The organism is Aquitalea aquatilis, from assembly GCF_005155025.1.
Lineage (GTDB): Bacteria > Pseudomonadota > Gammaproteobacteria > Burkholderiales > Chromobacteriaceae > Aquitalea > Aquitalea aquatilis.
On sequence record NZ_CP039731.1, the window covers coordinates 1,155,765 to 1,174,087 of the forward strand.

An 18,323-nucleotide genomic window follows, 5' to 3' on the forward strand; every position below is an offset into this window, starting at 1 on the left:
TAACCCTGAAAAACCGTTATCTGTTCAGTAGCTTGCCCTGTTGATGGCACTGGGATTAATCGGGTGGTGGGAGGGCTGGCAGATTGTGGATAAATATGGCCGAAATTATTCACAGCTGCTTATCCACAAATGCTGCCTGTGGATTTTACGTGGTTAACCACAGCGACGCTCGGTTACAATGCGCGCCATGATGAACGTACTGATCGTGCGTACCTCGTCGATGGGCGACCTTATCCACACCTGGCCTGCCATTACCGAGCTGAAAACGCACTACCCCAACCTTCGTATCAGCTGGCTGGCCGAGGAAAACTTCGCTGACATCGCCCGTTTGCACCCGGCGGTGGATGAAGTCATTACCCTGGCCTGGCGGCGCTGGCGCAAAAACCTGCTGTCCGCGGCCACCTGGGCAGAAATCAAGGCCATGCGGGGCAAGCTGCGTGCCACCCGCTGGGAGCTGGTGGTGGATTGCCAGGGACTGCTGAAAAGTGCGCTGCCGGCCAAGCTAAGCTGCGCCCCGCTGACCGGTTACGACCGCCAGAGCATTCGCGAACCGCTGGCCTGCCTGCTGTATGACAAGGCCCATCGTGTCGACTGGTCGCTGTCAGCGGTCGAGCGCTGTCGCTTGCTGTTGTCCAAGGTATTTGGCTACCAGACGCAAGGCAGCCCGCAATTTGGCGTTCCAGCGGCGCTGCGGCCGGACTGGCTGCCGGCAGGTCAATACGCCGTGCTGCTGCATGCCACCAGCCGCGCTTCCAAGGAATGGCCGGAGCCAGACTGGATTGCGCTGGGTAAGCAGCTGGTGTCCCAGCACGGCCTGCAGCTGATCATTCCCTGGGGCAATGCCGCAGAACAGCAGCGGGCAGAACGGCTGGCGGCTGCCATGCCGCAAGCGGTGGTGGCACCGCGCATGAATCTGGTGGAAGCCTGTGGCGTGCTGGGCCATGCCCGTGCTGTCATCGGCGTGGATACCGGGCTGTGCCATCTGGCCAATGCGCTGAATGTGCCGCTGGTGGCCATTTATACCGATACCGACCCGAGCAAGACCGGCGTGGTGGAAACCCCCTGGGCCACCAATCTGGGCGGCATCGGCCAATGCCCGACGGTGGATGAGGTGATGCAGGCCCTGCTGGCGCGCAAGGACATGGCATGAATTGGCGGCGCGGGCTGTACTCGCTGTTGTGGTGGGCGGCCACGCCGCTGATCCGCCGCTATCTTAAAAAACGGGCGCGCAAGGCGCCTGCCTATCTGCAGCACTGGGACGAGCGTTTTGGTGCTGCCCGCACGCCACGAGCCACCGGTGCCATCTGGATTCATGCCGTTTCTGTTGGTGAAACCCGCGCCGCCCTGCCCTTGATTCAGGCACTGCGCCAGCAATGGCCGGATGCACCGCTGCTGCTGACGCAGATGACACCTACCGGCCGCGATACCGCGCGCCAGCTCTACCCGGATGCCGAAGTACGTTATCTGCCTTACGACTACCCCGGTGCGGTGCGCGATTTTCTGGCCTGCTGGCAGCCGCGCTTTGGCGTACTGATGGAAACCGAAATCTGGCCGAATCTGCTGCATGCGGCACAGCGGCAAGGGGTGCCGCTGTTTCTGGCCAATGCCCGGTTGTCGGAAAAATCGCTGCGCGGCTATCAGCGCATTCAGGGCTTGATTGTGCCGGCCCTGCGCAGTTTGACTGCCATTGCCGCACAAAGTCCGCAAGATGCCGAACGTTTGCAGCAGTTGGGTGCAGTTGACCCGCAAGTCTGTGGCAATACCAAATACGATTTCACCCCGCCAGCCGCCATGGCCGAACTGGCAGCGCAGTTTCGGCAGCGCATCGGCCAGCGCCCGGTGTTCATTTGCGCCAGTACCCGCGACGGTGAAGAAACGCTGATCCTGCAGGCCTGGCAACAGGCGAATGTCAGCAATACCCTACTGCTGCTGGTGCCGCGCCACCCCGAGCGCTTCGCCGCCGTGGCCATGCAGGCAGAGAGCATGGGCTTTGCCGTGCAGCGGCGCAGCGACAACGCGTCGATTGCTGCCGACACCAGCGTGTGGCTGGGCGACAGCATGGGCGAGCTGTTTGCCTACTATGGTTGTGCCGAAGTGGCTTTTGTCGGCGGCAGCCTGCTGCCGCTGGGCGGGCAGAACCTGATCGAGCCGGCCAGCCTGGGCCTGCCGGTATTGTTTGGCCCGTCCATGTTCAATTTTGCCGAGGCCAGTAAATTGGCCTTGGAGGCAGGCGCTGCCTTGCAAGTGGCCGATGCCGGACAGCTGGTGGCACAGGCCCTCGGCCTGTTGCAGGATGGTGTGCGTCGTCAGCAGATGAGCATGGCGGCGCAGGCCTTTACCGCCGCCCACCGTGGGGCCAGCCAGCGCATCCTGGCCTTGTTGCAGCGCCATCTGCAGCCGTCTTGACGCCGCTGACATCAAGCTGCTGTGCTGTTGTCATCCCGCCACGTGATGCAATGTTTTTCCTGTTTTGCATCAAGATTCGACCCATTCCGCGAATAGTGCTTTGCCATTTTTATACATATGTATAAATTGATGGCATGAACAGCGAACCCGCCCTGCATCCCACCCGCTCCCTGCTGCTGCAACACGGCTTGCAACTGATGCGCGAACACGGCCTGCGTCAGCTGACCGTGCGCGGTTTGTGCCAGCAGGCCGGGGTCAATACCGGCAGCTTTGTCTATCACTTTGGCAGCCGCCAGCAATTTGCCGCCGAATTGCTCGAGCACTGGTATGGGCCGCTCTACCAGCAATTGCAGGCAGTGCAGCAGCAAGAAGGCGCAGCGCTCAGCCGCTTGTCTGCCATGCTGTTGCAACTGATGGATTTCCTGCGCGAACAGCGCGGCCTCATCAGCCAGTTGCTGCTGGACGCCGGCTCCGGCGAAGCCGCCGTGCTGGCATTCATTCGCAATCTGGCACCGCGTCATCCGCAGCTGCTGCTGCAATGTCTGAGCGAAGCACAACAGGCCGGCCAGCTAGGCGTGGCTCCGCCCTTGCATCAGCTGATGTTTTTGATGTCGGCACTGGGTTTTCCGGTATTGCTGCAGCAACTGGGCAATGGCAAAGCCATGCTGCCGGACATGCTGCAAAAAGCGCTGGCCAGCTATGCGCTGGAACCGGCTCATCTGCAACAGCGATTGAACTGGGCGCTCAAGGGCCTCAGTTGTCAGGAGTGATTCACATGAACAAGCGCCTATTGTTTGGCATTGCCGTCTTGCTGCTGGCTGGTGGTGGCTATGTGTGGTGGCAGCATCAGCAGGCAGCTGATGAGCTGGTGTTGTCCGGCAATGTGGATATCCGCGAGGTAAACCTGTCTTTCCGCGTGGGTGGCCGGCTGCAGCAATTGCAGGTGGACGAAGGCGCGCAGATCAAGGCCGGACAAGTGCTGGGCCGGCTGGATGATGCGCCGCAGCGCAATGCCGTGGCCGATGCCGCAGCGGCACTGGCCGCACTCCAGGCCAGACAATCGCTGATGCATCAGGGTTACCGCAGCGAGGACGTGGCACAGGCGCGCGCCGCGCTGGATGCCCGCCAGGCGGTGCTGACCGACGCCAGTGCCGCCTGGCAGCGCCAGCAGGAACTGGCCGGCAGTGGCGCCGCTGCGGTCAAGGCACTGGATGCTGCCCGCTCTGCTCATGATCAGGCGCAGGCGCAATACCAGGCGGCGCAGCAGCAGTATCAGGCACTGAGCAAGGGCTACCGGCCGCAGGAAGTGGCCGAGGTGGACGCCAATGTCCAACGCGCCCAGGCGCAGCTGGCGGCTGCCCGCCTGCAACTGGCCGATACCGTACTCGCAGCCCCGGCTGATGGCATCATCCTCACCCGTGCGGTGGAGCCGGGCAGCATGCTGGCTGCCGGCAGCAGCGTGCTGACCTTGTCCTTAAGCAAACCGGTATGGGTGCGTGCCTATGTGGCCGAGCCACAACTTGGCCAGGCCCAGCCGGGACGCAAGGTATGGATTTACCGCGATGGGCGCAGCCAGCCTTATGCCGCAGTGGTGGGCTTTGTCTCACCCACGGCGGAATTCACCCCCAAGAATGTGGAAACCGCCGACCTGCGCACCGCCCAGGTCTACCGGCTGCGGCTGATTGTCAGCCAGCCGGATGCCGCCCTGCGTCAGGGCATGCCGGTGACGGTCAAGCTGGCCCGGCCATGACTGCCACCGAGGACACCATTGCCATCCGCCTGCAGGCAGTCAGCCACGCCTTTGCCGGGCGGCCGGCGCTGTGCGAGCTGAGTGCGGACATCCGCCGTGGCGTGATTACCGGGCTGGTCGGGCCGGATGGTGCCGGCAAAACCACCCTGCTGCGGCTGATGGCCGGCTTGCTCAAGGCCAGCGCCGGCAGCATCCGGGTAGAAGGGCTGGACCCGGTCAGCGCTGGCGATGCCTTGCGCCTGCAACTGGGCTATATGCCGCAGAAATTCGGCCTGTACGAAGACCTCACCGTGCTGGAAAACCTCACGCTATATGCCGATTTGCGTGGCGTCACCGGCCAGGCCAGGACGGACAGTTTTGAACGCCTGCTGGACTTTACCGATCTGGCCCGCTTTACCGACCGGCTGGCCGGCAAGCTGTCCGGCGGCATGAAACAGAAGCTGGGCCTGGCCTGCACCCTGCTGGGCTCGCCGCGCATTTTGTTGCTGGACGAACCCTGCGTGGGCGTCGATCCCATTTCGCGCCGCGAGCTGTGGCGCATGGTCAGCAGTCTGGCCGATGGCGGCATGGCGGTGCTGTGGAGCACCTCCTATCTGGACGAGGCCGAGCTGTGCGACCAGGTATTGCTGATGCATGAAGGCCGCCTGCAATACAGCGGCAGCCCGCAAAGCCTGATGGACAGCATGCAGGGGCGTAGCATGTTGTTGCAGAACATTGTCGGCAACCGACGGCAGGTGCTGCAGCGTGCGCTGCGCAGCCCTGCGGTAATCGACGGCGCACTGCAAGGCCATGCGGTGCGGCTGGTATTGCGCGAGGCCGGCAAGCTGCCGGATCTCACCCATCTGGACGCCGGGCCGCAAGCCTGCCTGCAAGCGGTCAAACCGCGGCTGGAAGATGCCTTCATCGACTTGCTGGGTGGCGGGCCCGGTGGCGATTCACCGCTGACCGAGCACATGCCGCCCGCGCGATTGCCGGCTGGTGTGGATGCCGAAGCCGTCATCGTGGCCCAGCAGCTCACCCGCCGCTTTGGTGATTTTGTCGCCACCGATCATGTGGATTTCCGCATCCGCCGTGGCGAAATATTCGGCCTGCTCGGCCCCAATGGCGCGGGTAAATCCACCACCTTCAAGATGATGTGCGGCCTGTTGCCGGTCAGCAGCGGCGAGGCACGGGTGATGGGGCTGGACCTGAAAAAATCCGCCAGCCAGGCGCGGCAGCAAATCGGCTATATGGCGCAGAAATTCGCCCTGTACGGCAATCTGAGCGTGGCACAGAACCTGGCGTTTTTTGCCGGCATCTATGGCCTGTCCGGTGCGCGTCAGCGCGCGGCGGTGGCCGATATGGTGCGGGTGTTCGGCCTGCAGCCTTTTCTTGCCATGAATGCCGGCGAATTGCCGCTGGGTTTCAAGCAGCGGCTGGCGCTGTCCTGCGCGCTGATGCACCAGCCGCCACTGTTGTTTCTGGATGAACCCACTTCCGGGGTGGACCCGGTCAGCCGGCGCGAATTCTGGAGCCATATCAACGGCCTGGTCGACAAGGGGGTAACGGTGATGGTGACCACCCATTTCATGGACGAAGCCGAATACTGTGATCGCATTGGCCTGGTATACCGTGGGCGGATGATCGCTGCTGGCACGCCGGACGCCCTCAAGGCCATGGTGGCCAGTGCTGAACTGCCCGACCCCAGCATGGAAGACGCCTTCATTGCGCTGGTGGAGCGCGACGACCGGCAGCGGGAGGCCCCATGAGCCTCAGCCTGCGCCGGCTTGCCGCGCTGTGCCGCAAGGAAAGCTACCAGATCGTGCGCGACCCCAGCAGCATCCTGATTGCCTTTGTGCTGCCGGTGTTGCTGCTGTTCATCTACGGCTATGGCATCAATCTGGATGCCAACCGGGTGCGCCTCGGCATCGTGCAGCAGGATGGCGGCGTGGAAGCCAGCCGTTTTGTCCAGACGCTACAAGCCTCGCCCTATATAGCCGCCAGCCTGTCGGCTTCCGAAGCAGCCATGCGCCAGCAGCTGCAGCTGGGCAGCGTGCGCGGGGTGGTGATCCTGCGCAGCGATTTTTCCGCCAAGGTCAGGCAAGGTCAGGGGGCGGCTGCCATCCAGCTCTTGACCGACGGGGCCGAGCCCAATACCGCCAATTTTGTCGCCAGCTATGTGCAGGGCGTGTGGCAGCTGTGGCAGGCCCAGCGCCAGCCAGGCCAGGCTGCCCCTGCCGGGCTGACGCTGCAGGCACGCTACTGGTTCAACCCCACCACGGTCAGCCGCAACTATCTGGTGCCCGGCTCGATTTCGGTGATCATGACCATCATCGGTGCCCTGCTCACCTCGCTGGTGGTGGCGCGCGAATGGGAGCGCGGCACCATGGAAGCGCTGCTGTCCACCCCGGTCACTCGCAGCGAGCTGCTGCTGTCCAAGATCATTCCCTACTACCTGCTGGGCATGGCGGCGATGAGCATGTGCGTGCTGGTGGCCACGCTGGTGATGGGCGTGCCGCTGCGCGGTTCGCTGTGGGTGTTGTTTGTGGTCACCAGCCTGTTTCTGGGCAGTGCGCTGGGGCTGGGCCTGCTGTTGTCCACCACCACGCGCAATCAGTTCATTGCCGCGCAGTTTGCGCTGACGGCGGCCTTTCTGCCGGCCATCATGCTGTCCGGTTTCGTGTTTGAAATCCGCAGCATGCCGCTGGCGGTGCAGGCGGTGACTTATCTGATTCCGGCGCGCTATTTCGTCAGCGCCTTGCAGACACTATTCCAGGCTGGTGAAATCTGGCCGGTCTTGCTGATCAACCTGCTGTTTCTGCTGCTGTCCGCCGCCTTCTGGCTGGGGCTGACCGCCTGGCGGACGCCGCGCCGACTGGATGGCAACTGATGATGTGGCAACGGCTGTTCACCCTGATCCGCAAGGAAATGCAGGCGCTGCTGCGCACTCCGCAAAGCCGCCGCCTGCTGATTGCGCCGGTATTGCTGCAGCTGCTGCTGTTTCCCTTTGCCGCCACGCTGGAAGTGAAAAACAGCACGCTGGCGGTGTTCAACCAGGATGGCGGTGCCGCTTCCATCGAGCTGGTACAGCGGCTGGCGGCCACCCAGGCCTTTCCACAAGTGCTGATGCTGCACAGCCAGCAAGAAATGCAGCAGGTGATAGACCGCCAGCAGGCCTTGCTGGCCATCAGCCTGCCGCAGGATCTGTCGCGCAAGCTGGCGGCCGGCCAGAGCGTGGCTGCCCAGGCCATCATCGACGGCCGGCGCAGCAATAGCGCGCAAATCGCCTATGGCTATGCGCTGCAGGTGATCCAGCAGTTTGCCGCCGAGCGCCGCCATCAGGCTCCGGCGGCCAGGCTGGTGGTGCAGAACCTGTACAACCCCAATCTGGAATACCGCTGGTTTGTGCTGCCCAGCCTGGTGGCCATCATCACCACCATCGGCTGCCTGATGGTGACGGCGCTGTCGCTGGCGCGCGAACGCGAGGAAGGCACTTTCGAACAATTGCTGGTGTCGCCGCTGACAGCGGGCTACATCATGGCCGGCAAGGCCCTGCCCGGCATGCTGGTGGCGCTGGTGCAAGGCTGCATCATCGCGGCCGCTGCGGTGTGGGTTTACCAGGTTCCGTTTGCCGGTACGGTGTGGCTGCTGATGCTGTCCATGCTGTGCTACGGCCTGTCGCTGGTGGGCTTCGGCCTGCTGATTTCTGCGGTCAGCAATAATCAGCAGCAGGCCTTCATGGGTTCGTTTGCCTTCATGTCGCCCGCCGTCATCCTGTCCGGCTACATGGCCCCGGTGGAAAACATGCCCTTGCCGCTGCGGCTGGTCAGCGCGGTGGACCCGCTCAGCCACTTCATCATCATCGTCAAGGGGATATTCCTGAAAGGCTATGGCTTTGCCGAAGCCTGGCCGCAGCTGTGGCCACTACTGGCGATTGCCGCCAGCACGCTGGCACTGGCCTATCTGATGTTCTTGCGCAGGAGTCACTGATGTCATCTCGCCAGCGGATTTTTCTTTTCTTGGCCAGCGCGGCGCTGAGCGCCTGCGCGGTGGGGCCGGATTACCAGCCACCGGCCAGCAGCCTGCCTGCGCAGTTTCATTTCCAGCCGGCCGCTGCGGCCAGCCAACCGGTGCAGCAGCAGTGGTGGACGGTGTTTGACGATGCCGCCCTCAGCCAGCTGGTGGAGCAGGCGCTGCAGGCCAATCTGGATCTGGCCCAGGCCGAGGCAAGGGTGCGCCAGGCCCGCGCCAGCCTGGGTCAGGTGGAGAGCGCGCTGTGGCCGCAACTGAGTGCCGGCGCGCGCAGCGGCCGTGACCAGTTCAGCCGCAACAGTGAAAACTTTGCCAATATCCCGTTGGCCAATCCCAAAACCGGTTTCAACGACTATCGCCTGGGGCTGGATGCCAGCTGGGAAATCGACCTGTTCGGCCACACTGCGCGCAGTCGCGAAGCCGCCAGCGCCCGGCTGGACAGCCTGCAGCAACAGCAAGCGGATATCGCCCTGCGGGTGGCGGCCGAGGTGGCGCGCAATGTGATCGACTATCGCGGTTGGTCGGCACGCCAGCGCAATGCCCAGACCCAGCTGGCGGCTGCACAGGACACCTTGCGTCTGACCCGCTTGTTGCGGCACAGCGGCGAGGTGTCCGACAGCGAACTGAACCAGGCCGCTGCCAGCGTGGCCAGCCTGCAAGCCACGCTGCCGCCCTTGCAGACGGCGCAGGGTGTGGCGCTGAGCGCCTTGAGCGTGTTGCTGGATCAGCCACTGGCCACGGTGGAAGCCCGACTGGCCGGCGAGCTGCCGATACCCGCCGTGCTGGCGCAGCCACCTATCGGCTTGCCGGGAGACTTGCTGCGCCGCCGGCCCGACATTCGCCAGGCCGAGCGCGAACTGGCGGCGGCCACGGCGGACATCGGTGTGGCGGTGGCCGAGCAATATCCCAGGCTGGTGCTGGTGGGCAGCGGTGGCTGGGATTCCATCCACGAGGGCAAGCTGACTGCCGCCGCCAGCCGCTTCTGGAATGTCGGCCCGCAACTGAGCCTGCCCCTGTTGAATGGTGGCCGGCTGAAAAACCAGGTCAGTAGCCGTGAAGCAGCCCGCGATGCCGCCGTGGCGGCTTATCGCCAGCGAGTGCTGGGCGCACTGGCCGATACCGAAACCGCGCTATTGCGTTACCAGCAGGAGGGGCAGCGTCAGCAAGCCTTGCACAGCAGCCTGCAACTGGCCGGCCGCCAGCTGGACATCGCGCGGCAGCGCTTGCAGGTGGGGGAAGCGGCCCAGACTGAAGTGCTGGGGCAAAGCCAGCAACTGGCGCTGGTCAGGGAGCAATGGCTGGCATCGCAGCAGGCGCAGGCGGAAAATCTGGTGGCCTTGTTCAAGGCCTTGGGCGGGGACGTGAAATGAATTTGCCGGCGTAGCGCCGCTAACAAAAACCCGCCGTACCCTATGTACTGTCGGCGTCGGCGCGCCTTGCCCCAGGGACGCTACGCTATTTTGTTAGCTGCTCTTAGAGCCTGTTCAAAGTCTCGCGAGCTAGAGTGAGACAAGGCGAAAACGACTGGAAATGAAGTGGGGAAGCGGAGTTTACATAAAGTAAATGAGCATTCTGCAGGTGTTTTTAACGCGGTATCACCCCATTTCGACTAAATCCAGCAGACTATGAACAGGTTCTTAGTACCGGGAGAAGGCTGGTGCGGCCAGGCAGCCACACCAGCAAGGCAAGTCGATCAGGCGGCTACACAGGCGGCACGGCGGTAGTAATTGTCGTAAGGGCCGTCGGCCTGCAGCACAAAGTTCTGGCGCTGGTAAAAGGCATTGGCCCGGCTGCCCTTGAGCACCTCCACCTGTACCGGCAGGCCCAGCTCGTCGGCCTCGGCCAGCAAGGCCTGCAATACCTGGCTGCCCAGGCCACGGCCATGCCAGGCCGGTTGCAGGTAGAACTGGTCGATCAGCAGGCCATCCTCGGCCGGTTTGAGCGAGACACAGCCCACGCGGCGTCCCTCCACCACGATGTGGCGACAGTATGCCGGCTGGAACTGTTCGGTAAAGCGCTGGCGTGCCCGCACCGGGTCGTAGCGGCCCAATGCCTCCAGACTGACCCGCAAGGCGCGCAGGCGCAGCGCCAGCAATTCGTCAAAATCAGCGGCACAGGCCGGCGCAAAGTGAAAGGCTGTCATGCTCACTCCTGGCTGCCGGACGTGCCGGCGTAGTCTGCAAGGTTGGGGGAATGCGGGGGTGCTTGTTAGAACCTGTTCCTGGTCTGCTGCGCTTAGTCGAACAGCGCCGCCATCTGGCGCGCAGCGGCGGCGGGGTCGGCAGCATCGAACAGGCCACCGATCACGGCGATGGCGCTGGCACCTGCTGCCACCACCTCGGCAGCGTTGTCCGGGGTGATGCCACCAATGGCCACGCTGGGCAGGCCCAGCTTTTTCGCCTCGGCAAACAGCGATAGCGGCGCGGCCACGGCATGGGGCTTGGTGCGCGAGGGGTAGACGGCACCAAAGGCGATATAGCTGGCACCGTCGCGGGCGGCTTGTTCGGCCAGGGCGATGTCGTTGTAGCAGGACACACCGATGATGGCGTTTTTTCCCAATACGGCGCGGGCATCGGCCACCGAGCCATCAGTCTTGCCCAGATGCACGCCATCGGCTTCCACCGCACGGGCCAGGGTGACATCGTCGTTGATCAGGAACAGCACCTGGCGGCTCTTGCACAGGCTGGCCAGCAAGCTGGCCTGGCGCAGGCGGCGCACGGTGTTGTCGCTCTTGTTGCGGTATTGCAGGATGGCCACGCCGTTGTCCAGCACGCGGCTGACCTTGGCCAGCAGTTGCTCGCTGTCATCCGCCTCCGGCGATACCGCATACAAGCCCTTAATCACTGTCACCCTCTGCTCCTTCGTCTTCGCGGGCCCAGAACATCCGGTCCGGGATGTATTGGCCCATGCCTGGGCGGAAACCCGCCACCAGGCTTTGATAGGTATATTCCTGTGCTTCGCGTACCGCCTCGGGCAGCATCAGCCCGGTGGCCAGCATGCCGGCAATGGCCGATGCCAGGGTGCAACCGGAGCCGTGGTAGCTGGCGGGCAGCCGCTCCCAGCGGTCGGCGCGTACGATGCCGTTGGGACTGTACAGACTGTTTATGACTTCTTTGGTATTTTCATGCGTGCCGGTAATCAGCACATGCGGGCAGCCCAGCGCCAGCAGACGCTTGGCGCATTCGTCCAGGCTCAGTTCTTCGTCTTCGTCCGGGTCGTTCATCGCCAGCCGGCGGGCTTCCATGCTGTTGGGAGTGATGATGGACACCTGCGGAATCAACAGGTCGCGCATGGCGGCAATCAGGTCGTCGTCGGCCAGTTCGTGGCCGCCGCCGCTGCGCAGCACCGGGTCCAGCACCACGGGCACATCCGGATAGTCGGCAATCAGCTGCGCCACCACGGCGACGTTTTCCACGCTGCCCAGCATGCCGATCTTGAACACCAGCACCGGAATGTCTTCCAGCAGGAAGCGCGCCTGGTCGTTGACCAGGTCGGAATCCAGCACCATGAAGTCATCCACGCCCACGGTATCCTGTACGGTGATGGCGGTAATGACCGACAAGGGATGGCAGCCCAGGCTGGCCAGGGTGAGGATGTCGGCCTGGATGCCGGCACCGCCGGAGGGATCGGAGCCGGCCAGGGTCAGTACGGCGGGCGGGGGGGGCAATGTGGACAAGGCGGTAACCTCTTTGGTCAGATCGTGCAGCAGCAATTAGAATGACTATTTTAACCGAGCTTGGGATAAACGTATGCGCACATGGATGTGTCTGATCTGCGGTTTCATCTACGACGAAGAAGCCGGGCGACCGGAAGACGGCATCGCGCCGGGAACGCCGTGGGAAGATGTTCCGCCCAACTGGACCTGTCCCGATTGTGATGCCCGCAAGGACGATTTCGAAATGGTGGAAATCTAACCTGGCCGGCAGCAGTGCATCATCATCATGGCTTGCAGGCCGTGGCAAGGAATGTGGCATGAAACAAGTTTGCAGAAAAGTCTTTTCCCATACGGTGCTATTGCTGGCGCTGGCCGGCTGTGCCCAGGTCAACACCACCAATAGTGGCGCGGTGGGCATTAATCGCAGCCAGAACATGTGGCTGAGCGCGCAGGAGGTGGAGCAGTCCTCGGCCAAATCCTATGCCGGGCAGCTCAGCCAGGCACGTGGGGCCGGCAAGCTCAATACCGACAAGGCGCTCACGGCAAGGGTCCGGCGCGTGGCGCAACGGCTGATCGCCCAGACCCCGGTGTTCCGCCCGGATGCCGCCCGCTGGAAGTGGGAGGTCAATGTGGCGCAGACGCAGGAGCTGAATGCCTATGCCATGGCGGGGGGCAAGATCATGGTGTATTCCGGCCTGGTGACGCGCTTGCAGCTGACGGATGACGAAATGTCAGCAGTCATCGGCCATGAAATTGCCCATGCGCTGCGCGAACACAGCCGGGAAACCATGAGCCAGGCCTATGCCCAGCAGATGGGCCTGTCGGTGGTGGGCGCGGTGGCCGGGCTGAACCAGAGCCAGCTCAATCTGGCCGGCATGGCGGCGGATGTTGCCCTGAGCAAGCCGCACAGCCGCACCATGGAGTCGGAAGCCGACATCATCGGTCTGGAGCTGATGGCGCGTGCCGGCTACAACCCCAATGCCGCGGTGAATGTGTGGAAAAAAATGATGAGCGCTGGCGGTGGCAGCGGGCCGGAGTTCCTCTCCACCCACCCGTCCGGGCCCACGCGCATCAGCGATTTGCAGGCACATATCCCGCAAGTCATGCCGCTTTATCAGCAGGCCAAGCGTGGCTGATGCCGTTTCACGTGAAACAGGCCGCGCAGCCTGCATGCAACGAAGTCTGAACGGAGTCTGAATGGCGTATCTCTATCTCAAGGCCTTCCACATCATCTTTGTCACCTCGTGGTTTGCCGGCTTGTTTTACCTGCCGCGCATCTTCGTCAACCTGGCCATGGCTGCGCCGGGGGCGGAATACGACCGCCTGCTGCTGATGGCACGCAAGCTGTACCGCTTCATGACGCCGCTGGCGGTGCTGGCCCTGGTGCTGGGCATGTGGCTGTGGCAGGGCTTTGGCATTGGCGGCGGCTGGCTGCATGCCAAGCTCACCCTGGTGGCGCTGCTGATTGCCTACCACCTGTACTGCGGCAAGCTGTATCGCGACTTTGTCGCTGCGGCCAATCGCCACAGCCATGTCTGGTACCGCTATTTCAATGAAATCCCGGTGCTGGCCTTGTGCGCGGTGGTGATTCTGGTGGTGGTGAAACCGTTTTGAAGCCGTTTTGATGTTGGCGCGGCGCGTGGCGCGGCGCTGAGCTTATGAATGAATGCAGGGCCGAGCGCCCTGAACGGGAAACAACAGCATGGGACTGGAAATCGAACGCCGCTTTGTCATTACCAACAATGACTGGCGTGGCCTCGCCGCAGGCGTGCAATACCGCCAGGGTTATCTGTCGGTGGAAAAGGAACGCACCGTGCGCGTGCGCATTGTCGGCGATCAGGCCTGGCTCACCCTCAAGGGCAATATCAGCGACATCAGCCGCCATGAATTCGAATACGCCATCCCGCTGGCCGATGCCCAGACCATCATGGACGCCATGTGCCCGATGGTGGTGGACAAGCTGCGCCACCGTATCGAGTTTGGCGGCTATGTCTGGGAAGTCGACGAGTTTTTCGGCGAGAATGCCGGGCTGGTGTTGGCCGAAATCGAGCTGCCAGCCGAAGATACGCCGTTTGAAAAACCGCACTGGGTCGGCGCGGAAGTGACACAGGACGGCCGCTATACCAATGCCTATCTGTCCAAGAACCCTTACACCAGCTGGGCGCAGCAGTGAAATGCCAACACCGGCCGGCCCGGCTGTGGAAAAATAACGCTTTTGCCTGCATGGATTAACTGTGGTCCATGACCTGCCGCGCCGGCAAACCCGATTCAGGCAGCAAACCACACGGTTTGCGCCCTACCCGTCATAAGGAAACAGCATGTCCCGCAATCTCGAACTGTTTGAACGTGGCAAGAAAACCATCCCCGGCGGCGTCAATTCGCCGGTACGCGCCTTCGGCTCGGTAGGCGGCACGCCGCGTTTCGTCAAAAAGGCCCTGGGTGCACACTTCTGGGATGCCGACGACAAGCAGTACATCGACTACATCGGCTCCTGGGGCCCGGCCATCGTCGGCCATGCCCACCCCACCGTGATCAAGGCGGTACAGGATGCCGCCGTGGACGGCCTGTCCTTTGGCGCGCCCACCGAAGCCGAACTGGATATCGCCGAAGAAATCTGCAAGCTGCTGCCCTCGGTGGAGCAAGTGCGCCTGGTATCTTCCGGCACCGAAGCCACCATGAGCGCCATCCGTCTGGCGCGTGGCTTTACCGGCCGTGACGCCATCGTCAAGTTCGAAGGCTGCTACCACGGCCACTCCGACAGCCTGCTGGTCAAGGCCGGTTCCGGTCTGCTGACCTTTGGCAACCCCTCTTCCGGTGGCGTGCCGGCCGACTTCACCAAGCACACCCTGGTGCTGGAGTACAACAACGTCGAGCAGCTGGAACGCACCTTCCAGGAAATCGGCGACCAGATCGCCTGCGTCATCCTGGAGCCGATTGCCGGCAATATGAACCTGATCAAGCCGTCGGCCGAATTCGTGCAAACCCTGCGCGCGCTCACCGAAAAACACGGCACGGTGCTGATCTACGACGAAGTGATGACCGGTTTCCGTGTTGATCTGGGCTGCGCCCAGGCGCTGCACGGCATCAAGCCCGACCTGACCACGCTGGGCAAGGTGATTGGCGGCGGCATGCCGCTGGCGGCCTTTGGTGGCCGCGCCGACATCATGGGCTGCATCTCGCCGCTGGGTAATGTCTACCAGGCGGGCACCCTGTCCGGCAACCCGGTGGCTGTGGCTGCCGGCCTGACCACGCTCAAGCTGATCCAGGAACCGGGCTTCCACGCCACCCTCAGCCGTCGCACCGCCCGCTTGGCCCAAGGCCTGGCCGAAGCGGCCAAAGAAGCCGGTGTGCCGATGGCCACCGACAGCGTGGGCGGCATGTTCGGCATCTATTTCTGCGATGCCGTGCCTAGCAGCTATGCCGAGGTGACCGCTTCCGACCGCGCCCGCTTCAACCGCTTCTTCCACGCCATGCTGGAAGAAGGCGTGTACCTGGCCCCGTCGGCCTACGAGGCCGGTTTCGTCTCCATTGCCCATACCGACGAAATCATCGAGCAGACCATCGCCGCCGCCCGCCGCGCCCTGGCCCGCATCTGAGCGGCTGACCTTGTAGCTTGACCGGACAGCCGCCTGCGGGCGGCTGTTTTCATTTCCCGGCCACATGGCCCCATGCTTCACCCGTGGTCAGATACCGCCATCACCACTGCTGCCTGCCGACAGCTGAGGCACAATAGCGGGCTGTGCCATCTTGTTATCACCCCATGAATCCCATCCCCTCCCAGCGCCTGGCCTGGCGCATTCTGGCCAATGAAGCCGGCATCCGTCTTACCCCCTGCCTGCAGCAGCAGAGCGAGTCCGGCTGGAGCCGGGGCCGGGTGCTGCCGCTGGGGCGCTTGCTGGATCAGGCCGACCAGTGGGACTGGCTGAGCGCGCAGGACCGGCTGGTGATAGTCCAGCTTGAGCGCACCCATCAGCTGGCGGATGGCAGCAGTCTGGCCGAGCTGGAGGGCGAAGCCGCCCTGCCCCTGCTGCTGGGCCATCCCGCCTTGTTCCGGGAAGACGCGCCGGATCAGCCGCTCACGCTGGAAGCCGGGCAGATCAGCCTGCTGATGCAGCGCCAGCAGCAGCAATTGCTGTTGCAGTTAAGTCCGCCGGGTATCGCCGCCTGTCAGCACTGTTTGTGGCAGCACAGCGGCGCCAATAGCCTGCTGGTGTACTGGCCGGGGCCGGAGATTCGCCAGCTGGCAGCCTTGCTTGGTCACAGCCTGACCGTGCCACTGGCGGCGCGCAAAAAACTGCTGGAGGCCATTGGCGACATGGTGCCGTGGCTGCCGATCGAGCTGGTGGATGCCGACTATGGCGATGACCTGCCCACCTGCCCGGCCGATAGCCGGCTGTTTGCCGTGCTGGTGCCGCTGCCGGAAGGCTTGCGCCTGCAACTGCGCTGCCGGGTGGCCGAGCATGCCGCCTGGTATCCGCCGGGGCGCGGACCATGGCAGCAGGTGGCGCTGGAACAGGGCCGGCCCATTCAGTTTCAACGCCAGTTGCAGCAGGAGAAACAGGCGGTGCAGCGGTTGCTGCAGGATTGCCCGGCACTGGCGGCGGCCCGGCCCGACCCTGACGGGGTGCTGGAATGGCTGCTGGCCGATCATGGCCAGGCGCTGGGCATTGTCGAACAGCTGCAAGCCATCGCCCCGTTGCGGCTGGAGTGCGTCTGGCCGCAAGGCCAGCGCCTGCGCATCCAGAGCAAGGCCGGCCTGCCCCAACTGCGGCTGAAGGTGCAGCGCAAGCATGGCTGGCTGGAAGTGACCGGCGAAGTACAGGTGGACGAAGACCGTGTGCTGCAGCTGCGTCAGCTGCTGGAGGTGCTGGCCAATCAGCCCGGCCAGTATCTGCGCCTGTCCGAGCAGGACTGGCTGGCCTTGTCCGACAGCCTGGCCGCCCGGCTGCAACAGCTGGCGCTGCTGGCCGACCACGCGGTGTCCGGCGGCCTGCGGCTGAGTCTGCTCAGCGCGCCCGCGCTGGCCGCACTGGGTGAGCAGATCGGCAGCTTTGCCGGCGATGCCGACTGGCAGCAGCGGCTGGCGGCTTGGGACAGCCTGCGCGACTATGCCCCGCAAGTGCCGGCCAGCTTGCAGGCCAACTTGCGGCCCTATCAGTTGCAAGGCTTTGCCTGGCTGGCGCGGCTGGCGCATATCGGGGCCGGGGCCTGCCTGGCCGACGACATGGGGCTGGGCAAGACGGTGCAGACGCTGGCGCTGCTGCTGGACCGTGCCCATCTCGGGCCGCAGCTGGTGGTGGCCCCCACCTCGGTGGCGCTCAACTGGCTGGCCGAGGCCGCCCGCTTCGCTCCCAGCCTGCGCTTGCGCCCTTATCAACAGCAGCGGGACTTATCCACAGTCGGACCGCAGGATCTGGTGATTGCCAGCTACGGCCTGCTGCAATTGCAGGGCGAACAATTTGCCGCCGTGCACTGGGCCAGCGTGGTGCTGGACGAGGCGCAGGCCATCAAAAATGCCAGCACCAAACGCGCCCAGGCCGCGCAAAGCCTGCGGGCGGATTTCCGCCTGGCCGCCAGTGGCACGCCGGTGGAAAACCATCTGGGCGAGCTGTGGAGCCTGTTCCGCTTCGTCACTCCCGGCCTGCTGGGTAATGAGGAGCGCTTCCAGCAGCGCTTTGTCCAGCCGATTGCCGAGGGGGATGAAGAGGCCCGCGCCGCGCTCAAGGCCATGATCCAGCCCTATCTCTTGCGCCGTACCAAGGCGCAGGTGCTGACCGAGCTGCCGCCGCGCACCGACATCACCCGCCGCATTCCCCTGTCCGAGCAGGAGCTGCACGTGTACGAGGCCATGCGCCAGCAGGCGCTGCAAAAACTGGCCGAGGTCGACAGCCAGGACAAGAAGACCATGCAGGTGCTGGCCGAGCTGACCCGGCTGCGGCGTTTCTGCTGCCACCCGGCGCTGCTGCAGCCGGACACCGCCCTGCCCGCCAGCAAGTTTGCCGTGTTCTGCCAACTGCTGGGCGAGCTGCTGGACAACGGCCACAAGGCGCTGGTGTTCAGCCAGTTTGTCGATCATCTTGCACTGGCGCGGCAATGGCTGGATGAGCAAGGCATTGCCTACCAGTACCTGGACGGTGCCACGCCCGGCAAGCAGCGCAAGGCGCGCATGGATGCCTTCCAGGCTGGCGAGGGCGATGTCTTCCTGATCAGCCTGAAAGCCGGTGGCACCGGCCTCAACCTGACCGCGGCCGACTATGTGATCCACCTGGACCCGTGGTGGAATCCGGCGGTGGAAGACCAGGCCAGCGACCGTGCCTACCGCATGGGCCAGCAGCGGCCGGTGACGGTGTACCGGCTGGTGGCGGAAAACACCATCGAAGAAAAAATCGTCGCCCTGCATGCAGAAAAACGCGCGCTGGCCGACAGCCTGCTGGAAGGCGGCGACATGGCGGCCCAGCTGGATGGCGCCGCTCTACTGGCCTTGTTGCAGGACTACTGACG

Annotated in this window: 17 protein-coding genes; 14 read left to right on the plus strand and 3 right to left on the minus strand. The window is 63.8% G+C overall.

Annotated elements, in window-relative coordinates:
- Nucleotides 1-187 precede the first annotated feature (187 nt).
- From waaC to FAZ30_RS05300, 8 genes are all read left to right on the plus strand, one after another.
- Nucleotides 188-1,150, plus strand: coding sequence for a lipopolysaccharide heptosyltransferase I (gene waaC, locus FAZ30_RS05265; RefSeq protein WP_124641800.1), 963 nt, complete (start codon nt 188-190; stop codon nt 1,148-1,150).
- Nucleotides 1,147-2,406: a lipid IV(A) 3-deoxy-D-manno-octulosonic acid transferase gene (gene waaA, locus FAZ30_RS05270; RefSeq protein ID WP_137008968.1), complete on the plus strand. Its 1,260-nt coding sequence runs from the start codon at nt 1,147-1,149 to the stop codon at nt 2,404-2,406. The genes waaC and waaA overlap by 4 nt, the downstream gene beginning before the upstream one ends.
- 134 nt (nt 2,407-2,540) lie before the next feature.
- Nucleotides 2,541-3,176, plus strand: a complete 636-nt coding sequence (locus FAZ30_RS05275) for a TetR/AcrR family transcriptional regulator (RefSeq protein WP_137008970.1) — start codon at nt 2,541-2,543, stop codon at nt 3,174-3,176.
- 5 nt (nt 3,177-3,181) lie between these two features.
- Entirely contained in the window at nt 3,182-4,156 is a 975-nt protein-coding gene (gene hlyD / locus FAZ30_RS05280) for a secretion protein HlyD (protein ID WP_137008972.1), read from the plus strand.
- Entirely contained in the window at nt 4,153-5,904 is a 1,752-nt protein-coding gene (locus FAZ30_RS05285; RefSeq protein WP_137008974.1) for an ATP-binding cassette domain-containing protein, read from the plus strand. Before hlyD ends, FAZ30_RS05285 begins: the two co-directional genes overlap by 4 nt.
- A complete protein-coding gene (locus FAZ30_RS05290) occupies nt 5,901-7,025 on the plus strand; it encodes an ABC transporter permease (RefSeq protein ID WP_124641810.1) in 1,125 nt (374 codons plus the stop codon). The genes FAZ30_RS05285 and FAZ30_RS05290 overlap by 4 nt, the downstream gene beginning before the upstream one ends.
- A complete protein-coding gene (locus FAZ30_RS05295) occupies nt 7,025-8,125 on the plus strand; it encodes an ABC transporter permease (RefSeq protein WP_233578324.1) in 1,101 nt (366 codons plus the stop codon). Before FAZ30_RS05290 ends, FAZ30_RS05295 begins: the two co-directional genes overlap by 1 nt.
- The gene (locus FAZ30_RS05300) at nt 8,125-9,537 is read left to right on the plus strand and encodes an efflux transporter outer membrane subunit (protein WP_124641812.1); all 1,413 of its coding nucleotides are present in this window, start codon (nt 8,125-8,127) and stop codon (nt 9,535-9,537) included. The genes FAZ30_RS05295 and FAZ30_RS05300 overlap by 1 nt, the downstream gene beginning before the upstream one ends.
- 323 nt (nt 9,538-9,860) lie before the next feature.
- On the opposite strand, the gene FAZ30_RS05305 is transcribed toward FAZ30_RS05300, so the two are convergent.
- From FAZ30_RS05305 to thiD, 3 genes are all read right to left on the minus strand, one after another.
- Complete coding sequence (locus FAZ30_RS05305; protein ID WP_124641814.1) at nt 9,861-10,310, minus strand: GNAT family N-acetyltransferase; 450 nt, start codon at nt 10,308-10,310, stop codon at nt 9,861-9,863.
- A gap of 92 nt (nt 10,311-10,402) precedes the next feature.
- Nucleotides 10,403-11,017 carry a thiamine phosphate synthase gene (thiE, locus tag FAZ30_RS05310; RefSeq protein ID WP_124641816.1) on the minus strand — a complete coding sequence of 205 codons (615 nt, stop codon included), beginning with the start codon at nt 11,015-11,017 and terminating at the stop codon, nt 10,403-10,405.
- Entirely contained in the window at nt 11,004-11,843 is an 840-nt protein-coding gene (gene thiD / locus FAZ30_RS05315) for a bifunctional hydroxymethylpyrimidine kinase/phosphomethylpyrimidine kinase (RefSeq protein ID WP_137008976.1), read from the minus strand. Before thiD ends, thiE begins: the two co-directional genes overlap by 14 nt.
- A 73-nt stretch (nt 11,844-11,916) precedes the next feature.
- Between thiD and FAZ30_RS05320 the strand changes: the two genes are divergently transcribed.
- The 6 genes from FAZ30_RS05320 to FAZ30_RS05345 all read left to right on the plus strand — a co-directional run bounded on the left by FAZ30_RS05320 (nt 11,917) and on the right by FAZ30_RS05345 (nt 18,321).
- Nucleotides 11,917-12,081, plus strand: a complete 165-nt coding sequence (locus FAZ30_RS05320) for a rubredoxin (RefSeq protein WP_045845915.1) — start codon at nt 11,917-11,919, stop codon at nt 12,079-12,081.
- Between the two features lie 58 nt (nt 12,082-12,139).
- On the plus strand, nt 12,140-12,958 hold the full coding sequence (locus FAZ30_RS05325; RefSeq protein ID WP_124641818.1) for a M48 family metallopeptidase: 819 nt from the start codon (nt 12,140-12,142) through the stop codon (nt 12,956-12,958).
- A 61-nt stretch (nt 12,959-13,019) separates the two neighbouring features.
- A complete protein-coding gene (locus tag FAZ30_RS05330) occupies nt 13,020-13,436 on the plus strand; it encodes a CopD family protein (RefSeq protein ID WP_124641820.1) in 417 nt (138 codons plus the stop codon).
- An 88-nt stretch (nt 13,437-13,524) separates the two neighbouring features.
- Nucleotides 13,525-13,995: a CYTH domain-containing protein gene (locus FAZ30_RS05335; RefSeq protein ID WP_137008978.1), complete on the plus strand. Its 471-nt coding sequence runs from the start codon at nt 13,525-13,527 to the stop codon at nt 13,993-13,995.
- A 145-nt stretch (nt 13,996-14,140) separates the two neighbouring features.
- Nucleotides 14,141-15,418, plus strand: coding sequence for a glutamate-1-semialdehyde 2,1-aminomutase (gene hemL / locus FAZ30_RS05340; RefSeq protein WP_124641823.1), 1,278 nt, complete (start codon nt 14,141-14,143; stop codon nt 15,416-15,418).
- A 164-nt stretch (nt 15,419-15,582) separates the two neighbouring features.
- On the plus strand, nt 15,583-18,321 hold the full coding sequence (locus FAZ30_RS05345) for a DEAD/DEAH box helicase (RefSeq protein ID WP_137008980.1): 2,739 nt from the start codon (nt 15,583-15,585) through the stop codon (nt 18,319-18,321).
- Nucleotides 18,322-18,323 lie beyond the last annotated feature (2 nt).